Genomic DNA, 14,127 nt, shown 5'->3' on the forward strand with positions numbered 1-14,127 from the left:
CCGCCTCAGGCGTCGCGACGGCGCAGCAGGACCGCCGCGGCGGCGAGCGGCGCCACGACGTACGCCGCGAGCACGGCCCACGCCCAGCCGGGCGGGAGGAACGCGACCCGCGCCCACGGCCCCGTCGTGATCCCGGTGTCGAAGACGGCCCCGACGAGCTGGGTGGGCAGGTCGGGCAGCATCACCGCGCCGACGCGGACGTTCCACGGACCGGGCAGGTAGCTCACGATGACCGGGATCACGAAGAGCACCGCGACGACGCAGACCACCCCCGCCGCCGTGGAGCGGGTGGCCGCGCCGAGCGCCAGGCCGACCACGGCGAACACCGCGACCGAGAGCCCCAGGCACAGCAGCAGGGGGAGCTCCTCCGGCAGCGGCGACGTGTGGTTGGGGAAGGGGCGATCGCCGATCAGCGCGCGGCTGACGGCGAACGTCCCGAACACCGCCGCCTCTCCGGTGACCAGCCCGGCGGCGCCGACGACGGCGGCCTTGGCGGCCAGCACCCCGATCCGCCCGGGGACGGCAACGAGGGTCGGCCTGATCAGGCCGGTGGCGTACTCGGAGGAGACGGCCAGCACGCCGAGCACGCCCATGCAGAGCTGGGGGACGAACACGAGGTACTGCTCGATGGGGATGCCCTGCCAGCGGGCCCGCACTTCCGGCGGCTGCCGGTCCCAGGCGACCACGGCCGGCCAGGTGAGCAGGGCCGCGAGCAGCACGGCCGACGCGGCCACCGCGACCAGGGCGTACGTCGAGCGCACCGAGCGGAGCTTGAGCCACTCGGCGGAGAGCAGCGCGTTCACCGGGCCGCCTCGCGTGCCGGGCCGCGCGCGGTCAGCCGCAGGTAGACGTCCTCCAGCGACCCGCCGTCCGGCACGAGGTCGCGCATCGGCGAGTCCGCGACCAACCGGCCGCCGTCGATGATCACGAGGTGGTCGGCGGTGAGCTCCATCTCGCTCATCAGATGGCTGGACAGCAGGACGGTGCGGCCCTCGGCGGCGAGCGAGCGCAGCAGCCCGCGGATCCACCGCACGCCCTCGGGGTCCAGGCCGTTGACCGGCTCGTCGAGCATGAGCACGGCGGGGTCGCCGAGCAGCGCGGCGGCGATCCCCAGCCGCTGCCTCATGCCGAGCGAGAACTCCTTCACCCGCTTCCTCGCCGCACCGGCCAGCCCGACCTCCTCCAGCAGTCCGGCCACCCGGCGCGGCCCGATGCCGTTCGTCCGGCCCAGCGCGCGCAGGTGGTCGTACCCGCTGCGGCCGGGGTGGACCGCGCTCGCGTCCAGGAGCGCGCCCACGTGGTGCAGCGGCCCGCGGATCGACGCGTAGCGCCGGCCGTCGACGAGCGCCTCACCGGAGGTGGGCGCGTCGAGGCCGAGGACCACCCGCATCGTGGTCGACTTGCCCGCCCCGTTGGGCCCGAGGAAGCCGGTGACCCGTCCCGGGCGCACCGTGAAGGACAGCCGGTCGACGGCCGTCGTCCGGCCGTACCGCTTGACCAGGTCGCGTATCTCGATCATGGGCTCACGATGGCGCGTGACACCGGTCCCGCACATCGGACCACGGGCTGTCAGTCCTGGGGCTGAGGCGCGGTGGGAGCGGCACGGGTACCGTCGCCGGGTGGACGATTCCCCGCGGGACGCCGGGCACCGGGCGTGGCCGGTCTCCCGGCGCACGCTGGTCGCGCTCGACTGCCTGGTGGCCGCCGTGTACACCGGGGTGCTGCTCACGCAGACGCTCGCCCCCGGCCGGGCGCACGCCCCCGGGGTGCCGCTGTGGGTGGACGCGCTGGTCGCGGCCGTGGTGGGCCTGCCCGGGGCCCTCCGGCGGCTGTGGCCGGTCCCTGTCCTCTGCGCCGTCATGGCGGCGTCGCTCGCGGCGGTGCTCCTCGGTGTCTTGCGTGACCCGTTCCTCGCCGCCTGCTACGCCCTCTACACGATCGCGTCCACCCGCCGCCCCCGGGGCGGGGCCGCCGTACCCGCCCTCGGCGCGGCCACGGCGGCGGGGTTCGTCGGGCTGCTGGCCTTCGGGCTGTCCGTTCCGGCGGTCCCCCCGCGGTGGGCGAACCACCTGGGCCTGGTCCCCGCCGGTTTCGTCGCCATGGCCGGCACGTTCACGGTCGGCCACGCCGTACGGGAGCGGCGGGCGTACGCGGCCCGGTGGGCCGACCAGCTCGCACGGCGGGCCGTGACGGAGGAGCGCCTGCGCATCGCCCGCGAGCTGCACGACATCGTCGCGCACAGCCTGAGCCTGATCACGGTCAAGGCGGGCACGACCCACCACGTCGCGACGCGGGCCGGGGCGCGGCCGGACGACGCGGTCGAGGCGCTGCGCGTGATCGAGGCCGAGGGCAGGGGCGCCCTGACCGAGATGCGGCGGATGCTGGGGGTGCTCCGTTCCGAGACGGCCGAGGATCTCGCGCCCGCGCCGGGGGTCGCCGCGCTGCCCGCGCTGGCCGAGCGGGCCGCGGCGGCCGGGGTCCGCGTCGACCTCGACGTACGCGGCACGGACGGCCTGCCGGAGGGCGTCGAGCTGTCGATCTACCGGATCGTGCAGGAGGCCGTGACGAACGTGGTGAAGCACGCGGCGCCGGCCCGCTGCAGGGTGCGGATCCGGGCGGACGGGCGTGAGGCGCGGATCGACGTGACCGACGACGGCCCCGGCCGCCGCGTCCTTCCCCCCGACGCCGCCGGACACGGCCTGACCGGGATGCGCGAGCGCGCCATGATGTACGGCGGGACTTTCACGGCGGGGCCGCGGCCCGAGGGAGGGTTCGGCGTGTCCGCCCGCCTGCCGTACGGGCCGGCGGGCGCGAGGACGGGAGTGGAACAGTGAGCGAGCCGGTGAGCGAGCCGGTGCGTGTGCTGGTCGCCGACGACCAGGCCCTGCTGCGCGGCAGTTTCCGGCTCCTGGTCGAGACCGCGCCGGGGCTGACGGTGGTCGGCGAGGCGGCCACCGGCGCGGAGGCGGTGGAGCTGGCCCGCGCCGAACGGCCCGACGTCGTCCTCATGGACGTCCGGATGCCCGAGATGGACGGCATCGAGGCGACCCGCCGGATCTGCGGCTCGCCCGAGACGGCCGGGGTGCGGGTCCTCATCCTCACGACGTTCGACCTGGACGTCTACGTGTACGGCGCGCTGCGGGCGGGGGCGAGCGGCTTCCTGCTCAAGGACACGCCGCCGGCGGACCTGCTCGCCGCGATCGGGGTCGTCGCCGCGGGCGACGCCCTGCTCGCGCCCGGCGTGACCCGCCGCCTCATCGCGGAGTTCGCCCGCCGGCCGGAGCCGGCGCGGCCGCTCACCCGCACGCTGGACGGGGTGACGGAGCGCGAGCGCGAGGTGCTCGGGCTGATCGCCCGCGGGTTGTCCAACACCGAGATCGCCGAGCACCTGCGCCTCAGCCTGGCCACGGTCAAGACCCACGTCGGCCGGCTGCTGACCAAGCTGGACGCCCGCGACCGCGCCCAGCTCGTCATCGTCGCCTACGAGAGCGGCCTCAGGTCGTAGCCTGCGGCACGAAGTGGGCGAGGACCTCGGGGTTGGCCATGGCGTCGCGGTTGGCGGCCTTCTCGACCGGGGTGCCGAGCAGGATCTTCCGTACGGGGACCTCCAGCTTCTTGCCGGAGAGGGTCCTCGGGATGCCGGGGACCGGATGGAACTCGTCCGGCACGTGGCGGGGGGACAGCTCGGTCCGCAGGGCCGCGCGCAGCCGGGCGACCAGCTCGTCGGACAGCTCGGCGCCGGGGACGAGGGTCACGTAGAGCAGCAGCCGCCCGTCCTGGCCGAGCTGCCCGGTGTCGATCACCAGGCTGTCCTCGATCTCCTCGAACCGCTCGACGACCCGGTAGAACTCGCTGGTCCCCATGCGGACGCCGCCCCGGTTGAGCGTGGAGTCGGACCGGCCGTAGATGACGCATCCGCCGTCCGGCAGGATCTTGATCCAGTCGCCGTGCCGCCACACGCCCGGATAGTCCGCGAAGTACGACTCGCGGTAGCGGTCGCCGGCCGGGTCGTTCCAGAACATGACCGGCATCGAGGGCATGGGCGCGGTCACCACCAGCTCGCCCACCTCGCCGACCACGGGCGTGCCCGCAGGGTCGAACGACTCGACGCGGGCGCCGAGGCAGCGGCACGGGATCACCCCCGCCCTGATCGGCAGCAGCGGCGTCGCGCCCACGAACCCCGTGCAGACGTCCGTGCCGCCGGAGAACGACCCGAGCTGCACGTCCGGCTTGACGTCCGCGTAGATCCACGCGAAGCCCTCGGGCGGCAGCGGCGACCCGGTCGAGCCGATGCCCCGCAGCCGCTCCAGCCCGGTGGGCCGCAGGCCCGCCTTCATCGAGGCCACGATGTACGGCGCGCCGGTGCCGAAGTAGGTGACGCCCTCCTCCGCGGCCAGCTCCCACAGCGCGCCGGTGTCCGGATGGGCGGCGCTGCCGTCGTACAGCACGACGGTGGAGCCGACGAGCAGGCCGCCGATGAGGAAGTTCCACATCATCCAGCCGGTGGTGGTGTACCAGAAGAACACGTCGCCCTCGCCCAGGTCCTGGTGGAAGCTGAGCGCCTTGAGGTGTTCGAGCACGATGCCGCCGTGGCCGTGCACGATCGGCTTGGGCAGGCCGGTGGTGCCGGAGGAGTAGAGCACCCACAGCGGGTGGCCGAAGGGGACCCGCTCGAACTCGGGCTCGGCCGCCTCGGCGCGCAGGGCCGCCCAGTCCAGCCCCTCTCCGGCGGCGTCCGGGGTGGAGGAGATCCAGACCGTCGCGGCCAGGCCGGGCAGCTTGGCGGCGATGTCGCGGACGACGCCGGCCCGGCCGAACTCCTTGCCGTTGTAGCGGTAGCCGTCGACGGCGATGAGGACCTTCGGCTCGATCTGGGTGAACCGGTCGATGACGCTCGGCGCGCCGAAGTCGGGCGAGCAGGACGACCAGATCGCCCCGAGCGAGGCCGTGGCCAGGAAGGCGATCAGCGCCTCGGGGATGTTCGGCACGTACGCGGCGACCCGGTCGCCCCGACCCACGCCGAGCCGGACCAGGCCCGCCCGGACCCGGCCGACCTCGGCCCGCAGCTCGCCCAGCGTGTACGTCCGCCCGTTTCCGGACTCATCACGAAATATCACGGCAAGGCGGTCGGGATCACCGCGCAGCGCGTTCTCGGCGTAGTTGAGGGTCGTGCCCTCGAACCAGGTGACGTCGGGCATCGTCCCACTGAGGACCGGGCCGTCCCCGCGCTCGCCCACCACACCGAAGTAGTCCCAGATCGACGTCCAGAACTCGGCCGGCGACTCGACCGACCAGCGCCATATGTCCTGATAGTCACCCTCCCTGCCGAGCCATTCGGCATAGCGGGTGATCTTCGCGTTGCGCACGACCTCCGCGGTGGGTTCCCACAGCAGAGCACCTTCCTCGACCATGCCCCCATCCTGACGAGGCCGGCCCGCCGTGTCACCATCTCCACCCACATACGGCGGACCTGTCATATGGGGCCCGTCCCCATGAACGGCGCGCGCAGATGATCCACCGCGACCCGGGCGGCGGTGCCGATCACCGCGTCCGCGCGCGGCTGGTTCTGGGCGGTGCCGATCGACCGGGTGAAGACGGCGATCGCGTAGCGGCCCCCGTCGGGATACTCGATGACGCCCACCTCGTTCCTGATCGTCGGAAGCGTCCCGGTCTTGCCGCTCACCGCCACGTCGTCGTACGGGAAGCCGGAGGCGAGCCGGTGCGGCCAGACCTGCAGGCCCATCAGGCGGCGTACGGCGGCGCACGAGGCGGACCCGGCGGCCTCGTCCCGCCAGATCATGCCGAGCAGCCGGGTCATGTCCCGGCACGTGCCGCGGCTGGTCCTGGCCGGGTCGAGCACGCGCAGCCGGGAGAGCACAGCCGGGTCGGTGGTCATCTGGGAGAGCTCGGCCATGTCCGCCGCCCTCGCGTCCTCCCGCATCGCCGTGAACAGGTCGGCGCACGAGTGCTCGACCCACGTGTGGGACAGGCCGAGGTCCGCGAGCGCGGCGTTGACCTCGTCGAGGCCGACCCGCGCGAGCAGTGTGTCCGCCGACGCGTTGTCGCTCACGCTGATCATGAGGTAGGCGAGGTCCCTGAGCGAGGCCGTGACCTCGTCCAGCATGGCCGAGACGCCGGTGCCGCCCCCGGCGCGCCCCTCCGGGGAGACGGTGACCCGCTCCGCCGGGTCGATCAGCCCGCGCTCCGCCTGCCGGTAGAACGCGACCAGCAGCGGCACCTTGAACACCGAGGCGAGCACGACCGGCTCGTCGGCGCCCAGGCCCACCTCGCGGCCGGTGTCGATGTCCACCGCGTGCAGCCACCCGGTGACCCCCGCCGTACGGAAGATCTGTTCGAGCTGCCTCATGACAGGAACCCCGTGGCGGGGCGGGGGGCCACCCACGTTCGCGGCGACGCGCCTTCGTCGGACATCCCCGCATCCTCCCGCAGAACGCGGGTCGTGAGATCGGCGAACCCGGCCACGTGCTCGGACGGCTCGCCGCGCCAGGCGGTGGAGGTCCGCCAGACCAGCGGGGAGCCGGCCAGCGGGCGCCACGCCACCCCCGGCACGTCCGCGGACCGCCCGAACGCGACCGCGCTGCCGGCGAGGACCAGCCCGATCGTGAACTGGCCGTGCACGGCGTGCCTGACCTCGGCCGGGACGAAGCCGTACCGGCGGCAGCCGGCGAGGGTCTCGTCGTGCAGGCCGGGTTCGAGCGCGCGCGGCGGCAGCACCAGCTCGCGTCCGGCCAGGTCGGCCAGGTGCACCGTCGCCAGCCCGGCGAGCTCGTCCTCCTCGCGCAGCAGCACCCCGGGATGCTGGACCAGGATCGGGCCGAAGCCGAGCCCGGACGCCGCGACCGGATGGCGCAGCACCCCCAGGTCGAGCTCCCCGCCCAGCAGCGCGTCCACCTGGTCCGACGTGCCCATCTCGGCCGGCGTGAGCCGTACGTCGGGGTGGCCGGCGCGGAACCGGGCGATCAGCGCGGCGAGCACGGACGCGCCGAGATCGGGTGGGACGGCGGCGCGCAGGCTCGCCGTGTCGCCCCGTACCGTCCGCGCCATCAGCTCCCTGATCCGCTCCGCCCTGGCCACGAGGTCGCGCGCCTCGGGCAGCAGCAGCCGCCCGGCGTCCGTCAGCCTGACCTGGCGGCTGGTCCGGTCGAACAGCCGCACGCCCAGCTCGTCCTCCAGCCGCTTCACCCGCTGGCTGAGCGGGGGCTGCGCCATGCCGAGCCGGGCCGCCGCGTTCCCGAAGTGCAGTTCCTCGGCGATGACGACGAAGTACCTCAGATGCCGTACGAGGTCCATGACCGGCAATGATATCGAAACTGCTATCGCTCCGGACCTCATATCTCTATTGGACATGAATACCCCACGTCTGGTCCTCTTGCCTGCACGGACACGCAAGGGGGAAATGTGGTGGAAATTTCGCGACATCGGCCACGAGCCGGCGAGAAGAGGCGGCGCCGCCGCTGGCCGCTCGTGACGGCTGCCGTACTGGTGCCGGTCGTGGCGGCGGGGGGCGCCGTCTGGGCGTTGCGCACGCAAGGGTCGCCAGAGGAGACCGCCGCGGCCTTCCTCGCCGCCTGGTCCAGGTCCGACTACGGGGCGATGCGCGCGCTCACCGCCGACCCGCCCGCCGACTTCCAGCGCGTGTACGGCGACTTCCGCACCGGCCTCAAGGTGACGTCCGCCCGGTTCGCCGTGAAGGGGAAGGCGCGCGAGAGCGGGAACGGGGGCAGCGCCGTACGCTTCCGCGCCGCTCTCGACGGCGCGGTCGACTTCTCCTACGACGGCGAGCTGCGCCTGGTGGAGCACGACCGCGCCTGGCGGGTGTCGTGGACGCCCGCCGCCGTCCACCCGGGACTCACCCGCGGCGGCAGGTTCAAGGTCACCACGGTCAAGCCGGAACCGGCACCCATCACCGCGGCCGACGGCACCCGGATCGACACCACATCCGCGCCCGGCTCCGTCCAGCAGCTCGTCGAGGCGCTCAAGGAGCAGTACGGCTCCCGCCTCATGGGCACCCCGTCCAGCCAGGTCGAGCTGGTCGGCCCGGACGGCACGGCCCGCACGGTCGCCACCACCGAGAAGGCCGCGGGCAAGGCGTTGACCACCACGATCGACCTGGACGTCCACCGGGCCGGGGCCCGGGCGCTGGATGACGTGTCCAAGCCCGCCTCGCTCGTCGCGCTGCGCCCCTCGACCGGCGAGATCCTCGCGGTCGTGAACAAGCCGGGCGGCTTCAACCGCGCGCTGCTCGGCGCGTACCCGCCGGGATCGACGTTCAAGGTGGTGACCGCGTCGGCGCTCGTCGCGGACGGCATGAGCGCCACCGAGACCGTGGAGTGCCCGGCGGAGCGGACGATCGGCGGCTACACCTTCCACAACGCCGAGTACGAGGACTTCGGCACGATCCCGCTGCTCGACGCCTTCGCCCACTCGTGCAACACCACGTTCGGCGACCTCGCCGTCAAGCGGCTCGGCTCGAAGCGGATGAGCGCGGTCGCCTCCGGCTTCGGCTTCGGCCTGCCGATCCAGCCCGGCGTGCCCGCCGTACGCGCCCAGTTCCCCGACCCCAACGACGCGACCGACCTCGCCTCGGCCTCGATCGGCCAGGGCCGGGTGCTGGCCAGCCCGCTCAACATGGCCGCCGTCGCCGCCGCCATCGCGAACGGCACCTGGCGTCCGCCGCGGCTCGTGCCCGCCGACCTCGTCCCTTCCGGGGGCTCCGCGCCGCGTGAGCTGGAGCCGGGCGTCGTACGCGCCCTGCGCAAGCTCATGCCCGCGGTCGTGAGCGAGGGCACCGCCCGGGGCATCGCCTTCCCCGCAGGCACGGCCGGCAAGACCGGGACCGCCGAGTACGGCTCGGGTGAGGAACCGCCGACGCATTCGTGGTTCATCGGCTACCGGGGCGACCTGGCGTTCGCCGTCATCGTCGAGGGCGGCGGCACGGGCGCCGCCGTGGCGGCCCCCGCCGCCGCCCGCTTCCTGAACGGCCTCACCGGCCGGTAGTCCACCCCGCGCCGGAACGGCCCGGCCGGCCCGGCCGGGCCGGAACAACCCGGTGTCAGCGATCCGTAAGGCGGGCGACGGCCGCCACCACCTCGGAGGCGTTGGACAGGTCGGGCAGCACGATGTCCGCGCCCGCGTCCCGGAGCTCGGCGGCCGTCGACCGGCCCGACGCGACCGCGATCATGGCCGCGCCGCCGATGCGGGCGGCCTGGACGTCGCGTGCCGAGTCGCCGATCAGGACGGTGTTCGCCGACGTGAACGCCGCGCCGTACCGCTCCTTGGCCCGGCCCTGCGCCACCTGGAGCAGCGTGGCCTTGGGATAGACCTCCTCGCCGTATCCCCCGACCTCGAAGTCGATCGCCTTGTCCAGCCCGAACGCCTTGAGCTTGTGGACCGCGTTGCTCCGGATCGTCCCGGTGAGGACCGACTGGATCACTCCGTCGAGCCGGGACACCGCCTTCAACGCGTCCTTCGCCCCCGGCATCGCCCGGCCCTCCGAGGGGAGCCGCTTGCGCCTGGCCGCGAAGCTCACCGCCAGCGCGTCGAGGAACTTGGGCAGGTGGTGGTCCTCGACCGCGATGCCGTTGACCGCCAGCGTCTCGAAGATGATCTCGGAGTCCGGTCGGCCCATCGCCGGGGCGAGCTTCACCAGCGGCCGCCCGGTGACCATGCGGAACGCGTCGGCGTACGCCTCCCTGGCGACGATGGTGACGTCCACCAGGGTGAGATCGACGTTCCAGAGAACGAGGCGGTTGATCGTGGCCTCCGTGGGGGATCAGGCCGGTTCGCATCGAGCCGGTTCACATCGAGCGGGTTCACATCGAGCGGGTTCACATCGAGCGGGTTCACATTGAGCCGGCCCTGAGCTGAGCGGTGCAGGTTGAGCGGTGCAGGTTGAGCCGGTCGCGACCCGGGCTCAGATCGGAGCGGTTCCGGTCAGGGCCATTGAGATCGGGCCGATTCGACAGGTGGGCTCCTGAGCAGGTGGGTCGTGAGCTGAGTGGTTCAGGCCGGGGGGTTCAGAGCAGGCGAGCTCTGAGCTGAGTGGTTCAAGCCGGGGTTCAGAGCAGGCGAGCTCTGAGCCGAACGGATTGGGCCGGGGTTCAGAGCAGACGAGCTCTGAGCCGAACGGATTGGGCCGGGGTTCAGAGCAGACGAGCCCTGAGCCGAGCGGACCAAGCCGAGGTTCAGAACAGACGAGCCCTGAGCCGAGCGGACCAAATCGGGGCAGATCAGATCGGGGCGGTTCAGAGCAGGTCGAGGGCGTTCGCGAGGGCGTCGACGACGGGGACGCCGACGCTCTCCAGTTCGGCGCGGCTGCTCATGCCGCCCGTGTAGAGGATGGCCCGCGCGCCGACATGCTGCGCGGCGTGCGCGTCGTCCACGCTGTCTCCGATCACCACGACCTTCCCCGGGTCGAGGCCGAGCGCCAGGATGTGCGCCGCCATGTGCTCGGCCTTGTGCCCACCGGAGCCGCCGCGCAGGCCGTCCACCCGGTTGAAGTGCCGGGTGATGCCCATCTCGTCGATCTTGGTCACCAGCCGCTCATGGTGCCACATGGACAGCAGCGACTGCGTCCGCCCGGCCGCCTCCCACTCGCGGAGGCTGGCCAGTGCGTCCCCGGCCAGCCCGCAGGCGAGCATCAGGCGGTGGTAGTGATCGTGGAACCCCTCGTCGAGCCGCTCCCACTCGCCGTCGTGGAGCGACCTGCCGAGCATCCGCTCGTACGCCACCCAGATGGGGCGGGTGTAGACGGCGCGGAAGCCGTCGGGGTCGTAGGGGCCGATACCGTATGGACGGAAGACCTCGTTCGTCGCGCCCACCACGGCGTCGATGTCGTGGAACAGGGTCCCGTTCCAGTCCCAAACAATGTGTGTCATATCAGGATGGATGATATCTAGGCACGACAGCTGCGCATGAGAACCTCCGTCATGTGTCGACTCACCGCCCCACGCTCCGCCCTCGGACGCCCCCTACCGGTTCCGATATTTCACGCCGGCCCCGATGTCCCGGACGCCCCGCCCTCCGGTAGGACCGCCGGCCGATGGGACCGCCCTCCCAGCAGGACCACCCGCCGGTGGAAGCACCCGGAGCTCGATGGTGTGCCCGTCAGGTCAGCAGGTCGGGGATCTCCTGGGTGGCATACCACATCAGCTCGTGGGCCTCGGCGCCGTCCACGGTGAACCGGGCGTCGTCGTCGCCGAGGTCGGCGGCGGGCAGCGCGGCCACGGCCGCCTCGACGTCGGGGGCGGCGTCGGGGTCGTCCACGTGAGCCGAGGCGACCCGTGACATGGGGATCGGCTCGGTGAGCCGCACCCGCGCCCGCTCGTCAATGTCGGCGCTCGCCGCGACGGCGGCGTCCGGCACCTCGGCCGCCAGCACGACCCGCCTGGCCGGCACCCCGGCCTTCCCCGCGCCGCCCTCCTCGGCCGGTCCCCCCGCGGGCCCGCCCGCGAGCTCCGCCGCGCCTTCCTCGGCGAGCATCCGCAGCGAGGCCCGCGCCGCCTCGGTCATGGCGACGTACTCCAGCTCCTCGGTGTCGCCGGAGGCGTACCACTCGACCAGGGCCGGAGTCACCGCGTACCCGATCAGCGGCGCGGGGCCGAGCTCGCCCCGCGCGACCACGCGGGCCAGCGCGGGAAGCGTGCACGGGAGATAGACGCGCATGGGAACCTCTCGTCGGTCACGTCAGGGGCGCAGCGGCAGGCCGAACAGGCCCTCCAGCTCGCCGATGGTGGCGGTGGCGTCGCTGTGGTGGATGCCGACCAGCCCGAGGGCCCGGGCGGCGGCGATGTTCGCCTCGATGTCGTCGATGAAGACACACTCCTCGGCCGGCAGCCCGACGAGATCGAGGGCGTGGTGGAAGATCCGCGGCTCGGGCTTGCGCATGCCGACCTCTCCCGAGATGACGATGGCGTCGAACAGCCCGTCCCAGGAGTCGCGGGGATAGTCGTTGGCCCAGGAGTTGGACACCAGGCAGGTGCGGATCCCGGCCGCGCGGGCCAGCCGCAGCATCTCGTTCATCTCCTCGACCGGCTCGAAGCCGAGGAACATCCGGGCGAGCAACCCGTCGGCCACCGGCGGGACGCCGTCGAGGGTCATCAGCCTGGCCGCGAGGTCCCGCTCGAAGTCGGCCGCCGAGATCTCGCCACGTTCGAGCGCGTGGATGGCGCTCTCGCCGCCGCCATCGTAGGCGTGCAGGATCAGCTCACGCATCACGTCCTTGTAATGCGAGGCGTCGATCCGGTCCTGGGCGATCCAGCCCGCGATCGAGTCGGTGAGGCTGGTGGTCAGCACCCCGCCCCAGTCGATCAGCACTCCCTTGAGCACGACACCTCCCACTGGAATCTGGTTCAAAAGGATAGAGCGTCAGGGGAGGCTCGCCTTACGGGCGATACGCCGGGCGGCGCTCAGGTGGGCGGCCGACCGCACCACCCCCGGGTTCGTCGTCACCGCGCCGAACATGCCCCGCTTCTCCTTCAGGCGCAGGATCCGGGTGACCGACGCGTCCAGCCGCGCGGCGGAGATCCGGCCCGACTTCACCGCCGCGAGGACCGCGCCGTACGCCTTGGGCATGTCCGGCGGCATGAGCAGCACGTCCGCCCCGGCCAGGACGGCGCGCACCGCCACCTCGGCGTCGCCGTACTTCTCGCGCACCCCGGCCATGTTGAGCGCGTCGGTGCTGATCACCCCGTCGAAGCCCAGCTCGTCGCGCAGCAGCCCGGTCAGGATCGTGCGGGACAACGTCGCCGGATCGCCGGAGGGGTCGAGCTTGGGCATGACGACGTGCGCCGACATGATCGCGTCGATGCCGTGTGCGATGGCCTCGCGGAACGGCGGCGCGTCGAGCTTGCGCCACTGCGCCTTCGAGTGCTGGATCACGGGGAGACCGGTGTGGCTGTCCGTCGAGGTGTCGCCGTGCCCGGGGAAGTGCTTGGCGGTCGAGGCGATGCCGGCCGCGTGGAAGCCGTCCACCGCGGCGCCGACCATGGCGGCGACCTTGCCCGGGTCGGAGCCGTACGCCCGGGGGCCGATCACCGGGTTGCGCGGGTTGATGTTGACGTCGGCGACCGGCGCGAAGTCCATGGTGATGCCGAGGGCGCGCAGCTCGGTGCCGGTGAGCCGGGCGGCGGCCCGCGCGTTCGCCGGGTCGCCCGTCGAGCCGATGGCGCTCGCTCCCGGGAGCTTGGTGACGATCGAGGAGAGCGGCGAGACGGTGCCGTTCTCCTGGTCGACGCCGATCATGAGCGGGACCCGCGACGCCTTGCGGAGCCCGGTGGTCAGCGCGGCGAGCTGCCGGGCGTCCGAGACGTTGCCGGCCCAGGGAAAGATGATCACGCCGCCCGGGTGGTACTTCTCGACCGCCTCCGCCGGGGTGGCGACGCCGAACCGCGCGGTGTTCTCCTGGTGCTTCGAGTCGGCGCGCGAGCCGTACACCACCGGCATGAAGAGCTGGCCGACCTTCTCCTGCACGCTCATCCGGGCGAGCGTCGCGGCGACGTCGCCCGTGGCGCCTCCCGTCCCCCCGCCTCCTGTCTCCGCCTCTCCCCCGCCGGCCGCATCGGCGGACGGCGACCCCTCCGGCGCCGGCGTCGTACGGCTTTCGCCGGGCGCGGAGGAGGACGGAGGGGAGGCGGAGGGGGTGGAGCCCGCGGACCGCTCCGCCTCCACCGCGGAGCAGCCCGCCATCACGATCACCAGCAGCGCGAGGCCCATTCGTCGAAGCACTCCCTCACCGTATCCGCGACCCGGACCATCTGCCCCAGAGTTATCCACAGGCGCATAGGTACCGAGAGCCACAGAGCCGAGAAGTCGCCCGCGCTCTTCCTTCAGGCACGGGAGTGATGACGGGCGGCAGGGAACGACACGGCGACGACCGGCGACAGCGGCTCACGCGCCGACCGGGCCCCGGTGAGGCTGCGGGGTGGTTCAGCGCGGAACGACGGCGGCACTACAACGCCCGGGCACGGCGACCGCCCCGGCGACGACGAATCAGGCCGGGAGCGGCGGTGGCACCGGTGACCGGGCAGGGCCGGATCAGGGATCAGAGGGACAGGTCGGCGAGCGCGGGAAGCTCGGCGCGGGCCGCGGCCCGTGCGGCCGCCGCCG

12 protein-coding genes and 1 pseudogene are annotated in these 14,127 nt (G+C 73.0%); 3 read left to right on the forward strand and 10 right to left on the reverse strand.

What is annotated here, in order from left to right:
* Positions 1-5: 5 nt before the first annotated feature.
* Positions 6-803, reverse strand: coding sequence for an ABC transporter permease (locus AWQ70_RS25810; protein ID WP_067180927.1), 798 nt, complete (start codon positions 801-803; stop codon positions 6-8).
* A 71-nt stretch (positions 804-874) separates the two neighbouring features.
* Positions 875-1,519 (reverse strand): annotated as a pseudogene (locus AWQ70_RS25815) (ABC transporter ATP-binding protein); the annotation flags it as partial.
* A gap of 100 nt (positions 1,520-1,619) precedes the next feature.
* On the opposite strand from AWQ70_RS25815, the gene AWQ70_RS25820 reads away from it, so the two are divergent.
* Together AWQ70_RS25820 and AWQ70_RS25825 are read left to right on the forward strand one after the other, a co-directional pair.
* Positions 1,620-2,834: a sensor histidine kinase gene (locus AWQ70_RS25820; RefSeq protein ID WP_067180932.1), complete on the forward strand. Its 1,215-nt coding sequence runs from the start codon at positions 1,620-1,622 to the stop codon at positions 2,832-2,834.
* A complete protein-coding gene (locus AWQ70_RS25825) occupies positions 2,831-3,505 on the forward strand; it encodes a response regulator (RefSeq protein WP_245647149.1) in 675 nt (224 codons plus the stop codon). The genes AWQ70_RS25820 and AWQ70_RS25825 overlap by 4 nt, the downstream gene beginning before the upstream one ends.
* Here AWQ70_RS25825 and AWQ70_RS25830 read toward each other — a convergent pair.
* The 3 genes from AWQ70_RS25830 to AWQ70_RS25840 form a co-directional block, all read right to left on the reverse strand.
* Positions 3,495-5,411 (reverse strand): acetoacetate--CoA ligase, encoded by a 1,917-nt coding sequence (locus AWQ70_RS25830; protein WP_067180933.1) that lies wholly within the window; start codon positions 5,409-5,411, stop codon positions 3,495-3,497. The genes AWQ70_RS25825 and AWQ70_RS25830 overlap by 11 nt on opposite strands.
* Before the next feature lie 62 nt (positions 5,412-5,473).
* A complete protein-coding gene (locus AWQ70_RS25835) occupies positions 5,474-6,367 on the reverse strand; it encodes a serine hydrolase (protein WP_067180936.1) in 894 nt (297 codons plus the stop codon).
* Positions 6,364-7,311: a LysR family transcriptional regulator gene (locus tag AWQ70_RS25840; RefSeq protein ID WP_067180937.1), complete on the reverse strand. Its 948-nt coding sequence runs from the start codon at positions 7,309-7,311 to the stop codon at positions 6,364-6,366. Before AWQ70_RS25840 ends, AWQ70_RS25835 begins: the two co-directional genes overlap by 4 nt.
* A 174-nt stretch (positions 7,312-7,485) precedes the next feature.
* Between AWQ70_RS25840 and AWQ70_RS25845 the strand changes: the two genes are divergently transcribed.
* Complete coding sequence (locus tag AWQ70_RS25845) at positions 7,486-9,018, forward strand: penicillin-binding transpeptidase domain-containing protein (RefSeq protein ID WP_067180942.1); 1,533 nt, start codon at positions 7,486-7,488, stop codon at positions 9,016-9,018.
* Positions 9,019-9,073: 55 nt separating this feature from the next.
* Here the strand turns inward: AWQ70_RS25845 and AWQ70_RS25850 are convergent, their stop codons facing one another.
* From AWQ70_RS25850 to nagZ, 5 genes are all read right to left on the reverse strand, one after another.
* Entirely contained in the window at positions 9,074-9,775 is a 702-nt protein-coding gene (locus AWQ70_RS25850) for an HAD family hydrolase (RefSeq protein WP_067180945.1), read from the reverse strand.
* A 490-nt stretch (positions 9,776-10,265) separates the two neighbouring features.
* On the reverse strand, positions 10,266-10,898 hold the full coding sequence (locus AWQ70_RS25855; protein WP_067180948.1) for an HAD family hydrolase: 633 nt from the start codon (positions 10,896-10,898) through the stop codon (positions 10,266-10,268).
* A gap of 229 nt (positions 10,899-11,127) precedes the next feature.
* Positions 11,128-11,685, reverse strand: a complete 558-nt coding sequence (locus tag AWQ70_RS25860; RefSeq protein ID WP_067180951.1) for a DUF6912 family protein — start codon at positions 11,683-11,685, stop codon at positions 11,128-11,130.
* 21 nt (positions 11,686-11,706) lie between these two features.
* Entirely contained in the window at positions 11,707-12,348 is a 642-nt protein-coding gene (locus tag AWQ70_RS25865) for an HAD family hydrolase (RefSeq protein ID WP_067181005.1), read from the reverse strand.
* Positions 12,349-12,387: 39 nt separating this feature from the next.
* The gene (gene nagZ / locus AWQ70_RS25870; protein ID WP_245647151.1) at positions 12,388-13,746 is read right to left on the reverse strand and encodes a beta-N-acetylhexosaminidase; all 1,359 of its coding nucleotides are present in this window, start codon (positions 13,744-13,746) and stop codon (positions 12,388-12,390) included.
* Positions 13,747-14,127: the final 381 nt, after the last annotated feature.

It is taken from the genome of Microtetraspora niveoalba, from assembly GCF_001570405.1.
Taxonomy (GTDB): Bacteria; Actinomycetota; Actinomycetes; order Streptosporangiales; family Streptosporangiaceae; genus Microtetraspora; species Microtetraspora niveoalba.